Source organism: Janthinobacterium sp. Bl 1 (assembly GCF_058215535.1).
The window spans coordinates 6,051,494-6,072,895 of the sequence record NZ_CM177086.1; the positions used below are offsets into that span (position 1 = coordinate 6,051,494).

Here is a 21,402-nt window from a genome sequence, read left to right on the forward strand (position 1 = left end):
GCAGAGGTCTCCCTAAGCGCACCCTCCCCACACTGTCATTTTCGAAATGTTGAGTGATGAGCAATCCATATATACCTAGAGATCGGAGAATGTAGTGTAGGACGGGAGCGATTCGCATAGCAAAACTAATATGCGGTTTACTTGCACACAGGACACAGATATAGTCTAGGCAACAAATTAGTGCGGACCTGATTGGAGCATTTAGGCATGAACTCATCTTATACCCGTCCCATCAGGCCTGTAATCCTTGTCGTGGACGACACGCCGGATAATCTTCTGTTGATGGCCAACTTGCTCAAGGATAGTTATACGGTCAAAGCAGCGAATAACGGCGAGAAAGCACTGCGCATCGCGCGCGATGCACCGCCGCCCGACCTCATCCTGCTTGACATCATGATGCCTGGGATGACCGGCCACGAAGTGGCGCAGGCACTGCAGGGCGACCCGGCCACGCGCGACATACCCATCATCTTCTTGACCGCTATGGCCTCCAGCGAGGACGAGACGCACGGTCTGGAGCTGGGCGCGGCCGATTACATCACCAAACCGATCAGCCCGCCCGTGGTGCTGGCGCGCGTACGCACCCAACTCAAGGTCAAAGACGCGGCCGACTTCCTGCGCGACAAGAACGAGTACCTGGAACAGGAAGTCCAGCGCCGCACGCGCGAGCTGGGCGCGATCCAGGATGTCACGATCCACGCCATGGCCTCGCTGGCCGAGACGCGTGACAACGAGACCGGCAACCACATCCGCCGCACCCAGCACTACGTCAAGGTGCTGGCCGAACATCTGAGCGAGCATCCGCGCTTCCGCGCTTTCCTCGACCCCGACACCATCAAGCTCTTGTTCAAGTCGGCGCCGTTGCACGACATCGGCAAGATCGGCATCCCCGACCGCATCTTGCTCAAGCCTGGCCGCTTCGAACCCGAGGAATTCGAGATCATGAAGACCCACACCACGCTCGGGCGCGACGCCATCGCCCACGCCGAACAACAACTGGGCATGGACGTCGACTTCCTGCGCCTGGCCAAGGAGATCGCCTACTCACACCAGGAAAAATGGGACGGCAGCGGCTACCCCGAAGGCCTGGCCGGCGACGCCATCCCGATTTCGGCGCGGCTGATGGCGGTGGCCGACGTCTACGACGCCCTGATCAGTCGTCGCGTCTACAAGGAAGGCATGCCGCATGAAAAGGCAGTGCAGATCATCGCCGAGGGGCGCGGCTCGCACTTCGATCCCGACGTCTGCGACGCCTTCCTGGCCAACCTGCCCGCCTTCCAGCAGATCGCCGCGCGCTACGCCGACAGCGACCAGGACATGGCCAAGCAGGCTGCCGCCATCGCACACACCCTGCCTGCACAGTGAGCGCCGGCATGCGTTCGCCCCTGGCTTATCTTGAACGGCTGCGCCTGCGCCAGAAGCTTGCGGCCGGCTTTTGCGCAGTGCTGCTGCTGGCCCTGGCGCTGGGGTTGCAAAGCCTGCGCACCCAAGACCAGTTGAGTAGCGACATGCAGCGCCTGCTCAGCGAGGGCATGATCGGCATCGTACAGGTCAAGGAGGCCCGCATCCAGCTCAACCGCTTCGAGCTAATGCTGCACAAGGTGGCCAACGCCCCGGACCCTGTTGCCGTCGACAAGGCGCTCGAACAGCTAGACAAGACGCGCGAGCAGCTACACTTTGCCGTCGACGAGGCCCGCGCCACCCTGCTGCGCATCGACAACCAGCAACGCCATAACGTCTTTGAAAGCATGCTGGCGCGCGCCGAGCGCATCGCCGACGAGGCAATCGAACTGGCGCGGCTGCACCGCAACGCCGAAGCCAACGCCCTGCTCAACAGCGAGCGCTTCCAGCACGCGATGCGCACCGCCGACCGGCAGATGGCCGAGATCGCCGCCGTCAAGGATTCCAACGCCCGCAGCACCATCTACCAGATTCGCCAATTCGCCCTCACCAGCAGCACCCTCACCTACGCCCTGCTGATCGGTGGCCTGGCGGTGGCGCTGCTATGCGCCTGGTGGATCAGCATCTCGATCCGGCGCCCGGTCAACCGCCTGCGCGAGGCGGTCGATGCGCTGGCCGCCGGCCAGCTCGACAGCGTGATTCCGCATACTGACTACCAGAACGAAACGGGCGACCTGGCCCGCGCCATCGCCAAGTTGCAGGTCGAATCGCGCCAGCTCGACATGCAGCGCTGGATCAAGTCGCAGGAAGCCTCGATCCAGGCCGAACTGCAGCAAGCGGCCAGCCTTGACCAGGCCGCGCAGCGCCTGTTGACGCTACTCGCGCCGCTGGTGCAGGCTGGCCAGGGCGCGCTCTACTTGCTTGACGAAAACGCCGCCGCATTGCGCCTTGCCGCCAGCTACGCCGCCGATCCGGACCATCCGCCGGCGCCGCAACTGGCGTTGGGCAGTGGCCTGCTGGGTCAGTGCGCGCAGGACCGCCAGCCGCTCCGGCTCGACGCCCTGCCGGACGACTACGTGCAGATTCACTCGCAACTGGGGCGGTCGCGCCCACGCCACCTGCAGGTGCTGCCACTGCTGCACGGCGAGCGCCTGATGGGCGTGCTGGAGCTGGCCGGCTTCGACGCTCCCAGCGAATCGGGCCGGGTGCTGATGGACGAGCTGCTGCCCAAACTGGCGATGTCGCTGGAAATCAAGGCACGCAGCCACGCGGTGCAGGCCATGGCGATCGAACTCGAAGCGCAGCAGGTGGTGCTGAAAGCCACCGAGGCCTGGTATCGCGGCATCATCGAGGCTGCGCCGGACGGCATGCTGGTAATCGATGTGCACGGCCTGATCATGATGACCAACCCGCAGCTCGACCAGCTGTTCGGCTACGAGGCCGGCGAGTTGGCCGGCTTGCCGATCGAAACGCTGGTGCCGCCGGAGGCGCACGGGCGCCACGTCGGCTCGCGCAATGGTTTCATCGAGCAAGGCACGGCACGCCAGATGGGCATGACAGGCGCCGACCTGCACGGTATGCGCAAGGATGGCAGCCGCTTCTCGGTCGAGATCGGCCTGTCGCGGCTGCCGGCTATCGCCGAGCGCGGCGTTTGCGTGTGCGCCTCGGTGCGCGACATCAGCGACCGCAAGCTGGCGGAGGCCGAGGTTCTGCGCGCCAAGGAGATCGCCGAGGACGCTACGCGCGCCAAGAGCGATTTCCTGGCCAACATGAGCCACGAGATCCGTACGCCGATGAACGCAATTATCGGCATGAGCCATCTGGCGCTACGCACCGATCTCGACAAAAAACAGCGCAACTACATCGAGAAGGTGCACCGCTCGGCCGAGAACCTGCTGGGCATCATCAACGACATTCTTGACTTCTCCAAGATCGAAGCGGGCAAGATGAACATAGAGCAGGCCCCGTTCCGGCTGGAGGACGTGCTGGAGAATTTCGCCAGCATGATCGGCCTGAAGGCCGAGGAAAAAGGCCTGGAACTACTGTTCGCCACTTCGGCCGACCTGCCGACCGCATTGGTAGGCGATTCGCTGAGGCTGGGTCAGGTATTGGTCAACCTCGGCAACAACGCCGCCAAGTTCACCGAACGCGGTGAGATCGTGGTCGGGATCGAGATGGCTGCCGACGCCGGGGATCAAGTCGAGCTTCACTTCTGGGTGCGCGACAGCGGTATCGGCATGACGGCCGAGCAGTGCGAACGCATGTTCCACTCGTTCAGCCAGGCAGACAGCTCGACCACGCGCAAATACGGAGGCACCGGGCTAGGTCTGGCCATCTCCAAGAAGCTGGTGGAGCTGATGGATGGCCGGATCTGGGTCGAGAGCATGCCGGGCGAGGGCTCGACCTTCCACTTCAGCGCCCGTTTCGGACGCCAGACCGAGGTGCAGCCGCGCCGCATGTTCCACGCCGACGAGCTGCTCGGCCTGCGCGTGCTGGTGGTCGACGACAACGCCAGCGCGCGCGAAATCTTGTCGACAATGGCTCGCAGTTTCGGCTTGGAGGTGGACCTCGCCGACAGCGGCCACAGCGCGCTGCGCACCATGGTCGAGGCTGAGCGCAAAAGCCTGCCCTACGACTTGGTGCTACTGGACTGGCGCATGCCGGGCATGGACGGCGTCGAAACGCTGCAGCGCATGCAGAGCGGCGCCGTGACTCACATCCCTTCTGTCATCATGGTGACTGCCTTCGGCCGGGACGACGCTCAGGAAGCGGCGGCGCTCCAGCAGGTGGCGCTGCCAGCCGTGCTGACCAAGCCAGTCACCCCGTCGACGCTGCTCGAAGCAATCGGCGAGGTACTGGGCAAGGGCGTGGTGGCCGAAACGCGCCAGGCAGAGCGACAGGACCGCAGCGCGGCCGACCAGGCCCGCATGGCCGGCGCCCGCCTGCTGCTGGCCGAGGACAACGATATGAACCAGGAGCTAGCGCGCGAGCTGCTTGAAAGCGCTGGCATCGTGCTCACCATCGTAGGCGATGGGCAACAGGCGCTGGACCTACTGGCTCAAGCCGGGACCGTCGCCTTCGACGGCGTGCTGATGGACTGCCAGATGCCAGTGATGGATGGCTACGAAGCCACCCGCCGCCTGCGCGCCCAACCCCGCTACGCTCAGCTGCCGATCATCGCCATGACCGCCAACGCCATGGCCGGCGACCGCGAAATGGCGTTGACTGCCGGCATGAATGACCACATCTCCAAGCCGCTGAACGTCACCGCCATGTTCGCCACCATGAGCAAGTGGATCCGCCCGGCGCAGTCGGCATTAGCAGCGCCCCCAGCGGGGCAGCCAGATTCCGCAGGCAAAGTGGTTGCGGCCCTACCTGCCGAACTCCCCGGTATCGACCAGCGCGCCGGCCTGGCGACCAGCATGGGCCGGCAGGACCTTTACCTGCGCATGCTGGTGCGCTTCCGCGACGGCCACGCTAGACTGCGGGGGGAATTTGAGGCTGCGCGGCAAAGCGATGACCCCACAGCGGCGGCGCGGGTAGCCCACACCTTGCGCGGCACCGCCGGCAACGTCGGTGCCAAAGGCGTGGCGGCGACAGCTACCGCACTGGAACTGGCATGCAAAGCTGGTGTAGCCGAAGCCGAACTGGCTGTGCTGCTGACGGCGGTCGAAAACGAACTGGCGCCGGTGCTGCTCGGCCTGGCGGCGCTGGGCAACTATACTGCAGCGGCAGAGAACACCCGGGCCGGGGCCATCGCAGCGGCTCCCGCCCTGCCGCCGGACGCGACCGCCACACTTGCCCAGCTGCGCAAGCTGCTGGCCGACAGCGATACCGCCGCGCTGGATGTGCTGGAGACATTGGAATCGCAAGCCGCCGGCCACCCGCTGGCGCGACAGCTGCGCAAAGTCAGCCAGGCAATTGAACGCTTCGACTTCGACGCTGCGCTGGAAGCGCTTGATGCCGTGGTGCAGCCAGCCTGACAAGCAAGGCCGCCGCGCGATTCGCCTTAGGCCGGGGGCGGCACCGACGGCAGGCTGACAATCAGGGTGGTGGTCTGGAGCTCGTCATCGACGGCGAAGGCCACCTCGCCGTATTGCGCGCGCGCCAGTAGGCGTGCCGAATAAGTGCCCAGGCCGGTGCCGCCGGACTTACCGTCGGTGACGAACTTGTCAAAGAAGCGTTCGCGTATCGGTTCCGGGATCACACCCTTGTTGACTATCTCGATGCGCAACGGGCTTCCGGTGTACAGCGTGGCAATGACACGGGTGCGCTCTGGCGCTGCCTCGCAGGCGTTCTTGATCAGATTATTCAGCAGCGAATAGGTCAACATTGCATCGCCCAGCGCTAGCGGAGCGTCGATGCCGACATCGAAATCGGTGTCGACCGCCAACACCAGCTGCTTACCCGCGTAAGTGGCGCGTGCCGTCTCAACCACCCGCCGCAACATGTCGCTGATGGGCAGCGGCGCTGCATGGAGCACGTATTTTCCCGTCTCGATCTTGTACAGCTCGGTGGACAGGTTGACCATGTCGGTCACCTGCAGCATGGCCTGCTCGGCCAGCCGCAAATTCTCAAGCTGTCGGCGGTCCATGTCGGCGGCGTCGATCAGCGACTGCACTATGCCGATGGCGCCGGCCAGCGGTCCCTTGAGGTCGTGCCGCGTCATGGCCTCGACGTCATCGCGCAGGCGGGCGATGGCGAGCATGTTGTCGTAATCGGCTTGCAGGTGGCGGCGCAGCTCGACGTAGCGCATGAAGTTGTCGACCCGCAGCTTCAGCTGGGCCGGGTCGATTGGCTTGGTAATGAAGTCCACCGCGCCCAACTCCATGCCTTGCAGGCGCGCGGCGTCGTCGGTAAGGGCGGTGACGAAGATGATGGGTACATTTTCTGCGCTGGGATGCTCGCGCATGCGGCGCGCCACTTCAAAACCGTCCATGCCGGGCATCATCACGTCCAGCAGCACTAGGTCTGGCGGCGTGTCGCCACAGCACAAGGCCAGTGCTTTCTCGCCGTTGTGCGCTGCCTTGATGCGGTAGCGGCCCTTGAACACATTGGCCAGCACGTACAAGTTGTCAGCGGTGTCGTCGACCAGGAGCAATGTCGGAGGCAACGGTTCCCTTGATTGTAAATGGACCGCCGCCGGTGGCTTGACGATCACATCGTCCACGGGTGTGGCGGCCTGCGGCGCGTCGATGTTCGTTTCCTTATCCGGCGCCGGTGCTGCAACCTGATGCGCCATCGCCCGCTTGATGCTGGTGGCCAGCCGGCCCGCCGTGTAGGGTTTGACTAGCAGGTCGCTGACACCGCTGCTGATGGCCGTTTCGATGCGGCTGCGCTCGGCCTCGGCGGTGATCATAATAAACGGCATGTGCACATGGCGCGGACTGGAACGAATCATCTGCAGTAGGGCGATGCCGGTCAACGCCGGCATATTCCAGTCGGAGATCACCAAATCATAACGCTTGCGCTCAATCATGCGCCAAGCTTCAGAGCCATCGGCTGCGAGATCCACCGATCCGTAGCCAAGCGAGGCCAGTTGGCCAGCCGTGACCTTGCGCATTGTTTCAACATCATCAACCACCAGTATTCTCAGCACTTGTGCCATGTCTCCCCCATGTGAGGCCTGCTACGTGGGGTAGCACACCGTTTCATTTATTATGCGGCATTTTTTTATCGATTTGAAATGAAAGCATTTCAAGCCGTCAAGGTCGGCTTCTGGCCCAGGCTGTATAAAAACGTCAATCGCTGTGACGCCATCATCGATCAAATCCTGCAACTAGCCAAGACGTCACTGGGCAGACGCTTACTTACCTTCTTCATGCTTCAACTTTGGAAAAACCTACGTAACCCGCGTCAGGAGCGGTATTGGACGGAACGCGCAGAGATACGCTCACCATTTGAAGTCAAATGCACGAGCCAGTTATTTGGCGAGTCAACAAAGACCCCGAGCAACATTTCGCGAAACTTCTCTTTCGAGTACGACATGTCTGGACCAATGTCAGCAAGGGTCCCAGCCAGGTAATCTGGCAATCGGATGAGGGCATCGAACCTATGCTGACCAGTCTTCTCGGGTAGCTCGAAAAGGGTCTTGGGCAGGTCAAGTATCAAATTACCCTGGTCATTGCGGATGAGTCCCGTCCGGCTAGAAGACATAAGAATGAAATAGAGGTAAGCAAGATCGTAGACGATCGTATCATTGTGCTCAATGAGCTTGTCACGGTCCGAAATCCACCGTAGATAGCCCGCTCCGGTCGCATTCGTAACCAAATAGAACAGCGTAGCAGCGAATCCCGATGCGAGATGAATCTGGCGCGACAGCTTCTCGTTCATCTGCTTTCGACCCAAGTCCTTCTCAAAAATGCCTAGCCGCCTCAGCACCTCGTCAAAGTAACCAGGGTTTACCGAGGAACTAGCCGGCGAGTTCGTACGCAAAGCTCTCACAAGTTCGCAAGCATCAGGAATAAAGCTTGCCATGTCTTCGACGCGCAGGTAGTCACGTAAGAGTGCTGAATCTCGGTTGATAACAAACGACACGCTAAACGTCACGGGCTGTGGGGAAGTTAAATACTGCATCAACCCGAGAGGTACTTGTCTGATGTTCTTGATGTCCCGGGGTGCGACTCCCGAAATATATTCACTGATGTTCTCTGTCTTGTCGTGATTGGCGATGACCACAAACGAGAAGACATCGTTTTTTTTACCCTCATCACCAAGACAGTAGTCCGATACGATCGTCCACGGCATCCCGGCGGGATAAGCAGCAAACCAATTCTTCATGCGCAGCTGCATTGTGGTTGTCGCACTCATCAATATCGGCAGCAAATCGATCATCCATCCGTCCTTGTATTAAGGGATCTGTACTCTGGGCATCCTTGAAATTATCCTTGGTTCTTAAGCCTGCGGAGAAAGGTGCGCGCTGTTACCAATGCCAAATGCAGACGGAAAGTGCTCCTATCGTCATCGGATAGGCCTGGGTGCGACCCTTCCGTATGCAGCATCTTGAACAGCCCATTGATATAATTCTTGCCATCTAAAGTCCACTCGTTACGCTGAACCGACAGGAACCCATTGTTTGCCAGCATTGCACGTCTGTTCTCGGAACTGGTCGTGGTTGCAGCTTGGGCTTCGTTAATGTGGCTGGCTATCCCGTCGAACAGGCTCTCCATGAAGGTACGAGTCTGGCTGTTCGCGGCAGCCCAGTCACCGCGCGTGTGTGCCTCAATGGCTTGGTCGAGGTGTCCCTTGCTAACCGTAAAGTCAAAGTGATTCAGAAGCTGATGTACCTCATCATCGGCCGCAGGAAGGTCAATCTCGGCCGGGAGTGCCGATCGAAGGAAGGGGACCTCTCCCATACTTGAGTCTTGATTCCACTGAATCACAAAGCCGTCCAGAGCCAATGCGCGCAGCAGACGGTCTTGCTGTTCCTGCTGCGAATAACGGCTGGACGAAGTAAGGGCAACTGCTTCCCGGACAACGGCCTCAGCCAAGGTCACTCGACCGTCGATTGTGGGAATAATTGTTGCACCCGCTCTCGCGACCTCGCGCGCAAGTAGCGCCACCTTCTTTGACACGCTCAGGCTGGTATCAAACGGAATGCTATTCTCCAGGCCCAACTTGAAGACCATTTGGTCGAATTTTGCCTGACTAAGAGAGCCGTCGAGCATGGCGACTGCCGCTGCTATAGTGGGACGGGTAAAATGATTGACTCGCATATCAAGCTCTCAATAGATTTGGTAGCGTAGGAAGCTCTCTAGCGGTTATTCGGGCTTCTGCCGCCTGGACCTGCTGAATTGTTCAAGAGCCTCGACTGCAGCCTCTTCGAGCGCTTATGGAATGATGTTAGGCAGTATTATAACCTCGCAGTCGACCGGCTCTACACCTTCGATTTACAGTCCTATAGTACGACTTCCTACAAGGAAAATGCCATCCAGTCAGGAAGCTTCATCTTTCATCGGTGCTGAAAATATTAGCTGCCAATGCTCTACATCGACCCAACGTCCAGACTTGAATCCAACCTCTTTGAACCTCGCCACTTACTGAAATCCCAACGTTTCGTGCAGGGCGACGCTGGCGGGATTGGGCAGCGCGATGCCGCCGATGACCAGATGGTAGATCTTCACGTACTTGAACGCTCACGAATAATCACTCGTTCAAGTACCGACAGAACTTCAGCTGTTCACTAGACTATGGATATGATCCCAATCAAAGGTAACCGATGACCACCCCACAGACCAAGAATGCAAGAAAAATATGTGAACAGATCCTCATCAATCAGAAGCTGAGTAACGTCAAGCTCGGCATCCTCCGCAGCGAGAATGCTGTCGCAGATAGGCTGCTTGCGCGTGGTTTGGAGTTGACGAAAGCGTATGAAGAACTGCATCGCAAGCTTTGTCACTATCCTGGCGCTTTACAGGCTTTTCTGGAAGTCGTTCTCACCACAGGCGCATTTTGGAGCCTGGAGGACATCGCCGAAGCACGCAAGGCACGTGGAGAACTCAACCATATCAACCAACAGATCGGACGCTTGGCGACTGAGGTTGCGCACCTCCTGACACAGCGCGACCAGCTTCACAACACGTCGGGATTCCGCGACGACACCTATTTTCATGTCTGCGACTTGATCAAGGGAGCTGGTAAAAACAACAGCGAGTTCGTCAACCGCGTTCAAGAACGTTTTGAACAGCTTCCGGCGCAGTTTTCCCTTAAATACTGGCCGACACTCAGCGACGTGATGCTTGAACTGTCGTCCGATGCCAAGAGTGCGATCCAGGAAGCCTCAGATCGGCTGACAGACGTTGCCACATCAGCCTTACGTCCCTCCAGAGCTGATTTCTTTAAAACCTTTTTTGTCGCCATCAAAGAAAAAAGTGGTCGTCCCATCGGGCCGCTGCCAAGTGGACTCATACTCACCGACAATACGCTGGCTTCTTTGGTGAACTGTGCGTTGGACCTGGACGACGAGAGTCTGGTGGATGCGGCGTATGTGAAAGGGGTACGTCAAAGAGAACGCCAAGCATCGCAGCAGTAACAACCCAGCCCAGGCTGCGCTGTTACTTGTGTGCCCATATAGCAGCGTCCATGGATAGATGCATGATGTCGCTGAACGAAAAATGCAGCACATTGAAGTCAAGTGCCAATAGAGCCACACAAGTCGATATAATTCGTAAACTAGGAATCGCGGCGAGTTCAATGACAGCGCAATTTACACATGAGAACCACTACGTTCCTCAAAGCTACTTGAAGCGGTGGGCTGGCTTAGACGGCAAAATTTGGACGAGTCGCTTGCTTGTACCGGACGAGAGAATGCCGTTATGGAAGCCAGCCTCCGCGAGAGGGATCGCTAAACATCAAAATTTATACACCCGAATCGCCGCCGGCCGAGACACCGACGAGATCGAACGCTGGCTGAATGAAGAGTTTGAGACTCCAGCGCAAGCATCAATCGAAAAAGCAATTGCTGATGAGCGCCTAAGTCCTCAAGATTGGCGCCAAATTATTCGCTTCGTCGCAGCCCAAGACGTGCGCACGCCAGCTACACTGCACGAATCAATGAAGCGTTGGGAAACAAACCTTCAAACCACAATCGAAGAAATACTCACAGAAACCGTGAATAAGTTCTCGGAAGCGAAGCAGAGCGGTGTGGCAGTTGAGACTTCCTCGTCCCCTCATGCAGAATATTTCCCCATCAGGACGACTATAGAATTGTTGCCCGGCGTTGAGCATGGCCATATCGGCGTAGAAATGATTGCTGGTCGTGGCTTATGGCTATTTAGCTTGAGACATCTACTGACAAAAACGCTGCAGGTACTATTCACGCACAGATGGACAATTTTAAAATGCCCAGAGGGAATGAGTTGGCTTACTAGCGACGACCCTGTGGTGAAACTAAATTACAACTCGGCAAAGAGCTATGATTTTCTGGGTGGTTGGGGAAGTGTTGGTACAGAGATTTACATGCCTCTTGGTCCCCGCCATTTGCTGTACACAAGGATCGGTCATCGTCCTCCGGACAGAGGCACAGTCTTATCACTTGAGCTTGCAAATTACTTTCAGCGATTCACAGCTGAAAATGCGCATAGATTTATATTCTCCAGGGATCAAGATAATCGTTTGCCTGAGCTTCGGCGCCGCCACGTCAGCGCCGAAGCTTTCGAGTCCGAAGCGAAGCAATGGAAAAACTGGCATGCGCAACAAACGAAGGCTGAGCAGGATTTGCTCGTGTCTTAACTAGGAATAATGACATCGCACTTCACTCTTCCTTCATCGAATTGGCCTGCTTGGCCAAATGTGTCGCAAATTATCGACCTACACGCGGCCATCTGTCTGAATTTTACAAAACGAAGTAATGAAAGGCAACAAGGCACGGATACAAATCGGCGCCTCCCCTCAAGCAAAAAAGTGTACAGAGATCTATTCAAGAATATATTAAAGCTACTTGGCAAAACAACCTTGACTCACGATATCATTCAAGAAGGGCGCACCTCAGATTTGACACTGTGGGAATTTTAAGTCCTTGATTTCCAAGAGGGCTGATTCAAGTTTCTATTCCGACGTAACAAGGCACCGCCGGGCACGCCAAACACAGGTATTGTACGCTCCGTGCCGACGCCGGGCCTGCGGCGCCGGGTGAAGCAGAATACGTTTCAGCCCCCATTTTGCGCAGTTCATCGCATTTCCATTCAGCAAGCGTGTGGGATTTGCTATCTTGCCATCGACAGCACGGCAGCTGCGGCGCGGCAGCCGGCTTTTTCTGTTCCCGAACTAAAACAATCATAAAGGAAACACCATGCGTACCTTGCTGGCCCTGTGCTGTGCCCTTGCCCTTGGCGGTTGCGCCATCGTCATCAACCCCAACGATGGCGAAGTGCGCCATGTCGACACGGGTGGCAATGCCATCCAGGGAAACGAGCAAGTGAGCCGCGACGTGCGCCAGGTCAGCAACATCAGCACGCTCGACATCGACAGCATGAAGCGCATCGATATCAAGATCGACGTGCGCGTCGGGCCGGCCACATCGCTGGTGATCGAGGCGGACAGCAATCTGCAGCCGCGCATCCATAGCGAAGTGAGCGGCAATACCCTGCGCATCTGGAGCGATACGAACATTCGCAGCAGCAATGGCATCCACGTGATCTACACGACGCCGCAATTGAAGAAGATCACCATTTCCGGTTCGGGCCGCCTGGTGGCCAGCGGTTTCAATGGCGACGATTTCAGCCTGGAGCAACGCGGTTCGATGAAGAGCGAACTGTCGGGCACCGTGGGACGCTTCGACGTGGCCAACAATGGTTCCGGCAGCATCAACGCGGCGGCCCTCGCCAGCGGCAACACGGACGCGGTGCAGAACGGTTCGGGCAACATCCAGCTGGGCAATGTGCGCGGCGAGCGCGTCAACGTGGCCGTCAACGGCTCGGGCAGCATCAGCGCCAGCGGCGCCGTGCAGCGCCTCGACGCCAACGTGAATGGTTCGGGCGATATCAACCTGGCCGCCCTGCGCAGCGACGTTGCTTATCTGGCGAGCAACGGTTCCGGCGACGTCGACGTCAGCGTCCAGAATGAAGTCAACGCCCGCGCCAGCGGTTCCGGACGCATCACCGTGCATGGCGATCCGGCCCGCCGCACCCTGTCGGGCAAGCGCGTCAGCATCGTGCGCTGTACGCTCCTTGGCAACGCATGGGAGCCGGCTTGCTATACTGTCGGCTCCTCACCTGTTCGCCTGAAATCCCATGTCACCCTCTGCCACCCTGGCATGCCGTCCCTCGTGCGGCGCCTGCTGCACCGCCCCGTCCATCACCAGCCCGATTCCTGGCATGCCGGATGGAAAACCCGCGGGCGTGCGCTGCGTGCAACTGGCTGACGACAATCGCTGCAAGATCTTCGGCCGGCCGGAACGTCCCGCGTTTTGCGGCGGCTTGCAGCCATCCAAGGACATGTGCGGCAACAGCCGCGAACACGCGATTAGCTGGCTGGCCGAGCTGGAACGGCTGACGGCGCCCTGAACGGCGCAGCGGCGGCTGACAGATAACGGTTGACCACATCTGCACGTTTGAGTATATTCATGCACATTCCTGCACGTTTATAAATTCACCATGTCCGCCACCCTGCTCCTCAAACAACGTCACGCGCTGATCCAGCAACAATTGCACGCCGATGGCAGGGTGCTGGCGCTGGACCTGGCGCGCCAGCTCGACGTTTCCGAAGATACGATACGGCGCGACCTGCGCGAGATGGCGGCAGCCGGCCTGTGCCAGCGCGTGTATGGCGGCGCGCTGCCGCTGGCGCCTGACGGCGGCACCCTGACCCAGCGCAAGCAGGAGGCGCCTGAGCGCAAGGCGCGCCTGGCGCAGGCTGCCGTGTCGCTCGTGCGTACGGGCCAGGTGCTGTTTCTTGATGCGGGCTCGACCAACCTGGCCATCGCCAGCGCCTTGCCAGAGTTGGCGCTCACTGTCATCACCAACGCGCCATCGATCGCCATGGCACTGATGGAACGCCCGGAAATCGAGCTGATCATGGCTGGCGGCAGGGTCGACCGCCGCGCCGGCGCCAGCCTGGGTCCGCAAGCTTTGCGCACGGTCGAGCGCATGCATCCCGACCTGTGTTTCCTCGGTGCCTGCGGCGCCGATGCGGACGCGGGCGTGACGGCGTTCAACTATGACGAGGCCGAGTTCAAGCGCAGCATCGCCGGTGCCAGCAAGGCGGTAGTGGTGGCCGTCACCAGCGACAAGCTGGGCACGGCCGCACCGTTCGGCGTGCTGGCCACGGGCTTGCTGCAGCACCTGGTGCTGGAAGCCGATGCCGATGCGGCCCACGTGGCCGCCTTTGAACGGCTGGGCGTGCAAGTGTTGCGTGCCCGCGCCTGATTTTATCCACCTGACTCTTGAAAAGCTCTCCCATGCATCTCACAGGAACCCTGCAACAACGCGCCACGCGCCTGGTTTTCTTTGCCGCCGGCCTCGGCATGGCCGCCTGGGCCCCGCTGGTCCCCTACGCCAAGTCGCGCCTGGGACTCGATGAAGCCACGCTCGGCATCCTGCTGCTGTGCCTGGGCGCCGGTTCGCTATGCGCGATGCCATTTACGGGCATGCTCACGGCACGCTTCGGCTGCCGCAAGGTCATCGTCTGCGCCGGCCTGCTGCTGACCGCCGTGCTGCCCGGCCTGGCGCTGGCGGCCACGCCGCTGCAGCTGGGCCTGGTGCTGCTGGTGTTCGGCGCGGCCATGGGCACGTTCGACGTGGCCATCAATATCCAGGCCGTGATCATCGAAAAAGCCAACGGCGGCGCCATGATGTCGGGCTTTCATGCGCTGTTCAGCGTGGGCGGCTTCGCCGGCGCGGCCTGCATGGCCCTGCTGCTGTGGCTGGGCCTGACGCCGGCCTGGTCCTGCGTCGTGGTGATGCTGCTGCTGTGCGGCGTGCTGGGTGCGGCGCAGGGCCATCTGCTGCCAACGGCGTCCGTCTCCGGCGAAAAGACGCCGCTGTTCGTCATGCCGCACGGCGCCGTCATTTTCATCGGCTTGCTGTGCTTTATCGTCTTCCTGGCCGAAGGCGCGATCCTCGACTGGAGCGCCCTGTTCCTCACCACCACGCGCGGCGTGGAAGAAGCCAAGGGTGGCCTCGGCTACGCCGCCTTCGCCATCGCCATGACGGTGGGCCGCTTCACGGGCGACAAGGTGGTCAGCCGTTTTGGCGGCAAGCGGGTGCTTACTTTGGGCGGCTTGTGCGCGGCGGCAGGCTTCTTCCTGGCCGTGCTGGCGCCGCATGCCAGCCTGGCCATGCTTGGCTTCGTGCTGATCGGCCTGGGCGCGGCGAACATCGTGCCCATCTTGTTTACGGCAGCTGGCCAGCAACATGCGATGCCGGCCAGTCTGGCGGTGGCAGCCATCACGACCATCGGCTATGCGGGCATCCTGGCCGGGCCGGCCGTGATCGGCTTCGTGGCGCACGCCACCAGCCTGAATATCGCCTTCGCCATGCTGGGCGCCGCCCTGCTGCTGGTGGCGGCCAGCGCGCGCCTGGTGGCGTCGGCAAAACAGACATCCTGATCCCCTCCCTTGCCTGGCGGACGGCGCTAAAAAAGCGGGGTCCGCCAGCGCTCAAATAGGTCCGCCAGGCCTGCGGCATGGTAAGCTTCGACCCCGCACACATTGCGGGCGCCGCACACTCACCCCATCCTGCCACTTATACCCGTACTTATACCCTTTTATACATCTATGGATCTCATTCTTGCGTTAAAAGCCATCATCATGGGGCTGGTCGAAGGTTTTACCGAATTCTTGCCGATTTCGTCCACGGGACATCTGATCCTGGCCGGCAGCCTGCTCGACTTTACACAGGATGTATCGAAAGAAGTCATGGGGGTCTTCGAGATCGCCATCCAGGCCGGCGCCATCCTGGCCGTGTGCTGGGAATACCGCCAGCGCATCGGCAGCGTGCTGACCACCTTTGGCAGCGAAGCGAAGTCGCGCAAGTTCGTGCTGAACGTGGCCATCGCCTTCCTGCCGCTGGCCGTCATCGGTCTGGCGATTGGCAAGATGATCAAGCATGCGCTGTTCAAGCCAGTACCCGTGGCCATGGCCTTCATCATCGGCGGCATCGTGATTTTGCTGGTGGAGCGCCGCGCGCGCACCAATCCCGTCACCGTGCGCGTCAACTCGGTCGATGAAATGACGCCATTCGACGCCCTGAAAGTGGGCTGCGCGCAAGCGTTCGCGCTGATTCCCGGCACCAGCCGCTCCGGCTCGACCATCATCGGCGGCATGCTGCTGGGCCTGTCGCGCAAGACGGCCACGGAATTCTCGTTCTTCCTGGCCATCCCCACCTTGCTGGCGGCCACCTTTTACTCGCTGTACAAGGCGCGCGATATCCTGTCGGCCACCGACGTTCCCCTGTTCGGCCTGGGCACCGTGTCCGCCTTCATCTCCGCCTTCCTGTGCGTGCGCTGGCTGCTGCGCTATATCAGCTCGCATGACTTCACGTTTTTCGCCTGGTACCGCATCGTGTTCGGCTTGCTGGTGTTGGCCAGCGCCCACTACGGCTGGGTTGTTTGGGCAGAATAAGGCACTATGAATCAAGATCTTAACCAGCGCGCGCTGCACCTGCTGCAAACCGTTTTCGGCTACCCGGCCTTCCGCGGCCAGCAAGCCGACATCGTCGACCACGTCAGCCATGGCGGCGACGCGCTGGTACTGATGCCCACGGGCGGCGGCAAGTCGCTGTGCTATCAGATTCCCGCGCTGCTGCGCGATGGCGTCGGCGTCGTCGTCTCGCCGCTGATCGCGTTGATGCAGGACCAGGTGGACGCTTTGGCCGAAGTCGGCGTGCGCGCCGCCTTCCTCAATTCCACGCAAACCTACGAAGAGGCGAGCCGCATCGAGCGCCTGGTGCGCACGGGCGGCATCGACGTCGTCTACGTGGCGCCCGAGCGCCTGATGACGCAGCGCTGTCTGGACCTGTTCCAGGCCTCGAAGATCTCCCTGTTCGCCATCGACGAGGCGCATTGCGTGGCCCAGTGGGGCCACGACTTCCGTCCCGAATACATCAAGCTGTCGGTGCTGCACGAACAGTTCCCGGACGTGCCGCGCATCGCGCTCACGGCCACGGCCGACCCGCAGACGCGCGCCGAAATCGCCTTGCGTTTGCAGCTGGAAGACGCGCGCCAGTTCGTCTCGTCCTTCGACCGCCCGAACATCCGCTACCAGATCGTGGAAAAGGCGAATGGCCGCAAGCAGCTGCTCGACTTCATCAACACGGAACACGCGGGCGACTGCGGCATCGTGTACTGTTTGTCGCGCAAAAAAGTCGAAGAGACGGCGGAATTTCTGAACCAGAGCGGTATCCGCGCCCTGCCCTATCACGCCGGCATGGAGTACGCCAAGCGCAGCGCCAACCAGGCGCGCTTCCTGCGCGAAGAAAACATCGTCATGGTCGCCACCATCGCCTTCGGCATGGGTATCGACAAGCCCGATGTGCGCTTCGTGGCCCACCTGGATCTGCCGAAAAGCATCGAGGGCTATTACCAGGAAACAGGGCGCGCGGGCCGCGACGGCATGGCCGCCAACGCCTGGATGGCGTACGGCTTGCAGGACGTGGTGCTGCAGCGGCGCATGATCGACGAGTCCGAAGCGGACGACACCTTCAAGCGCGTGCTGGGCGTCAAACTCGACGCCATGCTGGGCCTGTGCGAAACGCTCAGCTGCCGACGCATGCGATTGCTCGAATACTTCGGCGAACCGGCTTCGCCGTGCGGCAATTGCGATACCTGTTTGGTGCCGCCCGTGTCGTTCGACGGCACGGTGCCCGTGCAAAAACTGCTGTCGGCCATCTACCGCGTCGACCAGCGCTTCGCCGGCGGCCACGTGATCGACGTGCTGCGCGGCGTGGAATCGGAACGCATCAAGACCTGGCACCACGATTCCTTGTCGGTGTTTGGCATCGGCTCGGACCTGGGCGAAGCGGAATGGAAATCGATTTTGCGCCAGGCCATCGCGCTGGGTCTCGTCTCGGTCGACCATGAACAATACAGCTCGCTGAAACTGACGGACGCTTCGCGCCCCGTGCTCAAGGGCGGCCAGAAAGTGCAGCTGCGCCAGTACCAGAAACCAGTGAAAACCAGCAAGCGCAGCACCAGCGTGGCGAAGGGCTATGTAGAGACGGATTTGTCCACCAGCGAGCAGGCGATCTTCGACAAGCTGCGCTGGTGGCGTGTGGAGACGGCGCGCACGCACAACGTGCCCGCCTACGTGATTTTCGTCGATGCCACCTTGCGTGAAATCGCCAAAGCCAAGCCCACTTCGCTCGAGCAGATGCGTGGCGTGAGCGGCGTGGGCGAGAAAAAACTGGCCTCGTACGGCGACGAAATCGTCGCCATGATTCTGGAGATGATTTAATGGAAGCACTCTCGCCGGACCTGATCTATCAGGCCGTAAAAATTCTGGGCGCCCAGCCCGACGCCGACGATGCGGTGGAAGCGCAAGTACGCGCCCTGGTGCAGGACGAGCTCACCGTGCGCCGCCTGGCCGACGTGGTGCCGGAAGCCTTCGGCCTGGTGCTGGCGTCGCATCTTCCCGGCGCCGAAAACATGACCCTGCCCGATACTTTCTGCGCCCAAGACGAAGACGGCGAATGGGTGGAGTTCTCCTTGCGCCGCGAGCCGATCTTTGTCGTCGCTGCGGATATCGCCCAGCACACCTTCCACAACGGCCCGCGCGCGCTGATACAAAATCTGGCAGACCGCAGCTCCCTGCTGGAGGCCATCAACAAGGCCCTGGACGCGGGCGGCTCGCTCGATGGCACGACCCTGGGCCCGCCGTCTTTCTTTGGCCTGCCCGCCGCGCTGTACCAGCCGGCGGCATCGCCCGAGACGCCCTGACCACTTTACCTTGCCTTTGCCCTTGATAACGGAACGGTCCCGCGATGGAAACCAAATGGCTGGAAGACTTCATCTCGCTCGCCGAAACACATAATTTCAGCCGTTCCGCGGCCCTGCGCCACGTGACCCAGCCCGCCTTTTCGCGACGCATCCAGTCGCTGGAAAACTGGCTCGGCATCGACCTGGTCGACCGCACGTCTTATCCGACACGATTGACGCCGGCCGGCGCCGTATTCTACGAACAGGCGCTGGAAATGCTGGGGCAAATCAATGGCGTGCGCGCGCTGTTGCGCGGCAAGCGCGCGGCCACGCAAACGAGCGTCGATTTCGCCGTGCCGCACACCCTGTCGCTGACCTTCATGCCGAAATGGCTGACGGCCTTGGAAGAAGGTTTTGCACCGATCAACAGCCGCCTGATGGCCCTGAACGTGCACGACGCCGTGCTGCAACTGGTCGACGGCGGCTGCGACCTGCTGCTGTGCTATCACCATCCGCGCCAGCCGGTGCAACTGGATCCGGGCCGCTACGATATGCTGGTGATGGGCCGCGAAACCCTGCGCGCGTATGCGCGCTGCGGCCAGGACAAGGTGCCGGACTTCGTCCTGCCCGGCAGCGCCAAGGAGCCGCTGCCCTTCCTTTCCTACACCAGCAACGCCTACCTGGGACGCATGGTGGAATTGCTGCTGGCCGATGCCAAAGCGCCCCTGTTCCTGGAAACCTGCTACGAAACGGACATGGCCGAAGGCCTCAAAATGATGGCACTGGAAGGCCGCGGCATCGCCTTCCTGCCCGAATCGGCCGTCATGCGCGACGTCAAATACAAGCACCTGGCGCGCGCCGACGGCGGCGCGCCAGGCTGGGAAATCGAGCTGGAAATCCGCTTGTACCGCGAACGCCCATCCAGCCTGCGTCCCGGCAAACAAATTGTCGAAAGCCTGTGGCAGTACCTGGTGCAGGCGCAGGATGGCAAGGCGCGCAGCGGGAAAAAACGCCGGCGCGCAGTTGTCACCACAATTCCCTCCTGATCTCCTCTAACTATGCAATAAATGCATAACCGGATGCGCACAAAGCATTGGCCGGGGCATGAGGCTATCGCCTACGATGCGGTTCCGCTGCGCGCAGCTGCATCTCGGCTGTGCCTCTAACGTATTCGTATTGTCCAGGAGCTTATCAAGCATGACCAGCAAGCACGCACTTCCTTCCTACCTCAATCCTGAAGACCTGGGCCCATGGGGCGTCTACCTCGAGCAGATCGACCGCGTTACGCCGTACCTGGGCAACCTGTCGCGCTGGGTGGAAACGCTGAAGCGTCCAAAGCGCATCCTGACGGTCGACGTGCCTATCGAGCGCGATGACGGCACCATTGCCCACTACGAAGGCTACCGCGTGCAGCACAATCTGTCGCGCGGTCCGGGCAAAGGCGGCGTGCGCTTCCACCAGGATGTGACCCTGTCGGAAGTGATGGCCCTGTCGGCCTGGATGACGGTCAAGAATGCAGCGGTCAACGTGCCATACGGCGGCGCCAAGGGCGGTATCCGTGTCGATCCGAAGACCCTGTCGCGCAACGAACTGCAACGCCTGACCCGCCGCTACACGAGCGAGATCAGCATGATCATCGGACCGAACAAGGATATCCCGGCGCCGGACGTCAACACGAATGAACAAGTCATGGCGTGGATGATGGACAGCTACGCCATGATCGGCGGCAATATGTCGACCGGCGTGGTGACGGGTAAACCAATCTCGCTGGGCGGCAGCCTGGGCCGCCGCGATGCGACGGGCCGCGGCGTATTCGTCGTCGGTTGCGATGCGGCCGCCAAGGTCGGCATGTCGCTCGAAGGCGCAAAAGTCATCGTGCAAGGTTTCGGCAACGTGGGCGGCGTCGCCGCACGCATGTTCGCTGAAGCCGGCTCGAAAGTGGTCGCGGTACAAGACCACAAGACGACCGTCGTGCACTCCGGCGGCCTGAACATCCCGCAATTGCTGGCACACGTGGCCGAAGTGGGCAGCGTCGAAGGCTTCCCGGGCGCCGAGGCATTCGTGCCACGCGAAGATTTCTGGGGCATCGATTGCGACATCCTGATCCCGGCAGCGCTGGAACAGCAGATCACGGCTGAACGCGCACAAGTCATCCGCGCCAAGATCATCCTGGAAGGCGCCAACGGCCCAACCCTGCCTGCAGCGGACGACATCCTGACCGACCGCGGCGTGCTGATCGTGCCTGACGTGCTGGCCAACGCCGGCGGCGTGACCGTCAGCTACTTCGAGTGGGCGCAGAACTTCTCGAGCTTCTTCTGGACGGAAGAAGAAATCAACAGCCGCCTGACCCGCATCATGCGCGAAGCATTCGATTCGGTATGGCAAGTGTCGCAAGAGAAGAAAGTGTCGATGCGTACCGCCACCTTCATCCTGGCGTGCACCCGTGTTCTCCAGGCTCGCGAAGTGCGCGGTCTGTATCCATAATATCCGGCTAGGAAGACTACAAAAAAAACCCCGCTGCACAGTGATGTGCAGCGGGGTTTTTTATGGGTGGCGCATGTCAACTTTTACCAGACAAGGCACTGAAAAACTGACGGACGCTTTCACTTAATCCAGCCACCTTCAGGCATACTATTGACACCAATATAAACA

16 protein-coding genes are annotated in these 21,402 nt (G+C 60.5%); 13 read left to right on the forward strand and 3 right to left on the reverse strand.

Annotated features, from left to right (window positions below; translation table 11 throughout):
• Positions 1 to 207 precede the first annotated feature (207 nt).
• Both AC4BCN_RS27310 and AC4BCN_RS27315 read left to right on the forward strand, forming a co-directional pair.
• The gene (locus AC4BCN_RS27310) at positions 208 to 1,365 is read left to right on the forward strand and encodes a response regulator (RefSeq protein WP_051959249.1); all 1,158 of its coding nucleotides are present in this window, start codon (positions 208 to 210) and stop codon (positions 1,363 to 1,365) included.
• 8 nt (positions 1,366 to 1,373) lie between these two features.
• Positions 1,374 to 5,384 carry a response regulator gene (locus AC4BCN_RS27315; protein ID WP_034754724.1) on the forward strand — a complete coding sequence of 1,337 codons (4,011 nt, stop codon included), beginning with the start codon at positions 1,374 to 1,376 and terminating at the stop codon, positions 5,382 to 5,384.
• A gap of 26 nt (positions 5,385 to 5,410) precedes the next feature.
• Here the strand turns inward: AC4BCN_RS27315 and AC4BCN_RS27320 are convergent, their stop codons facing one another.
• The 3 genes from AC4BCN_RS27320 to AC4BCN_RS27330 form a co-directional block, all read right to left on the reverse strand.
• Positions 5,411 to 7,009 carry an ATP-binding response regulator gene (locus AC4BCN_RS27320; RefSeq protein ID WP_338679948.1) on the reverse strand — a complete coding sequence of 533 codons (1,599 nt, stop codon included), beginning with the start codon at positions 7,007 to 7,009 and terminating at the stop codon, positions 5,411 to 5,413.
• A 248-nt stretch (positions 7,010 to 7,257) separates the two neighbouring features.
• The gene (locus AC4BCN_RS27325) at positions 7,258 to 8,235 is read right to left on the reverse strand and encodes a hypothetical protein (protein ID WP_338679949.1); all 978 of its coding nucleotides are present in this window, start codon (positions 8,233 to 8,235) and stop codon (positions 7,258 to 7,260) included.
• 47 nt (positions 8,236 to 8,282) lie between these two features.
• Complete coding sequence (locus AC4BCN_RS27330; protein WP_338679950.1) at positions 8,283 to 9,068, reverse strand: hypothetical protein; 786 nt, start codon at positions 9,066 to 9,068, stop codon at positions 8,283 to 8,285.
• Positions 9,069 to 9,619: 551 nt separating this feature from the next.
• Here AC4BCN_RS27330 and AC4BCN_RS27335 point away from each other — a divergent pair.
• From AC4BCN_RS27335 to AC4BCN_RS27385, 11 genes are all read left to right on the forward strand, one after another.
• Positions 9,620 to 10,432, forward strand: coding sequence for a hypothetical protein (locus tag AC4BCN_RS27335; RefSeq protein WP_338679951.1), 813 nt, complete (start codon positions 9,620 to 9,622; stop codon positions 10,430 to 10,432).
• A 62-nt stretch (positions 10,433 to 10,494) separates the two neighbouring features.
• On the forward strand, positions 10,495 to 11,631 hold the full coding sequence (locus AC4BCN_RS27340; RefSeq protein ID WP_338679952.1) for a DUF4238 domain-containing protein: 1,137 nt from the start codon (positions 10,495 to 10,497) through the stop codon (positions 11,629 to 11,631).
• 559 nt (positions 11,632 to 12,190) lie between these two features.
• Positions 12,191 to 13,261 (forward strand): head GIN domain-containing protein, encoded by a 1,071-nt coding sequence (locus AC4BCN_RS27345; RefSeq protein ID WP_490492191.1) that lies wholly within the window; start codon positions 12,191 to 12,193, stop codon positions 13,259 to 13,261.
• Complete coding sequence (locus tag AC4BCN_RS27350; protein WP_490493639.1) at positions 13,149 to 13,403, forward strand: YkgJ family cysteine cluster protein; 255 nt, start codon at positions 13,149 to 13,151, stop codon at positions 13,401 to 13,403. Before AC4BCN_RS27345 ends, AC4BCN_RS27350 begins: the two co-directional genes overlap by 113 nt.
• Positions 13,404 to 13,493: 90 nt before the next feature.
• Positions 13,494 to 14,264 (forward strand): DeoR/GlpR family DNA-binding transcription regulator, encoded by a 771-nt coding sequence (locus AC4BCN_RS27355; protein ID WP_456147877.1) that lies wholly within the window; start codon positions 13,494 to 13,496, stop codon positions 14,262 to 14,264.
• Between the two features lie 32 nt (positions 14,265 to 14,296).
• Positions 14,297 to 15,445: an MFS transporter gene (locus AC4BCN_RS27360; RefSeq protein WP_490492192.1), complete on the forward strand. Its 1,149-nt coding sequence runs from the start codon at positions 14,297 to 14,299 to the stop codon at positions 15,443 to 15,445.
• Between the two features lie 168 nt (positions 15,446 to 15,613).
• On the forward strand, positions 15,614 to 16,459 hold the full coding sequence (locus AC4BCN_RS27365) for an undecaprenyl-diphosphate phosphatase (protein ID WP_128141745.1): 846 nt from the start codon (positions 15,614 to 15,616) through the stop codon (positions 16,457 to 16,459).
• 6 nt (positions 16,460 to 16,465) lie between these two features.
• Positions 16,466 to 18,289 (forward strand): DNA helicase RecQ, encoded by a 1,824-nt coding sequence (recQ, locus tag AC4BCN_RS27370; protein WP_046684441.1) that lies wholly within the window; start codon positions 16,466 to 16,468, stop codon positions 18,287 to 18,289.
• Positions 18,289 to 18,771, forward strand: coding sequence for a hypothetical protein (locus tag AC4BCN_RS27375; RefSeq protein WP_490492193.1), 483 nt, complete (start codon positions 18,289 to 18,291; stop codon positions 18,769 to 18,771). Before recQ ends, AC4BCN_RS27375 begins: the two co-directional genes overlap by 1 nt.
• Positions 18,772 to 18,815: 44 nt before the next feature.
• Positions 18,816 to 19,796 (forward strand): LysR family transcriptional regulator, encoded by a 981-nt coding sequence (locus AC4BCN_RS27380; RefSeq protein ID WP_490492194.1) that lies wholly within the window; start codon positions 18,816 to 18,818, stop codon positions 19,794 to 19,796.
• Positions 19,797 to 19,947: 151 nt separating this feature from the next.
• The gene (locus tag AC4BCN_RS27385; RefSeq protein ID WP_034745922.1) at positions 19,948 to 21,234 is read left to right on the forward strand and encodes a Glu/Leu/Phe/Val family dehydrogenase; all 1,287 of its coding nucleotides are present in this window, start codon (positions 19,948 to 19,950) and stop codon (positions 21,232 to 21,234) included.
• Positions 21,235 to 21,402: the final 168 nt, after the last annotated feature.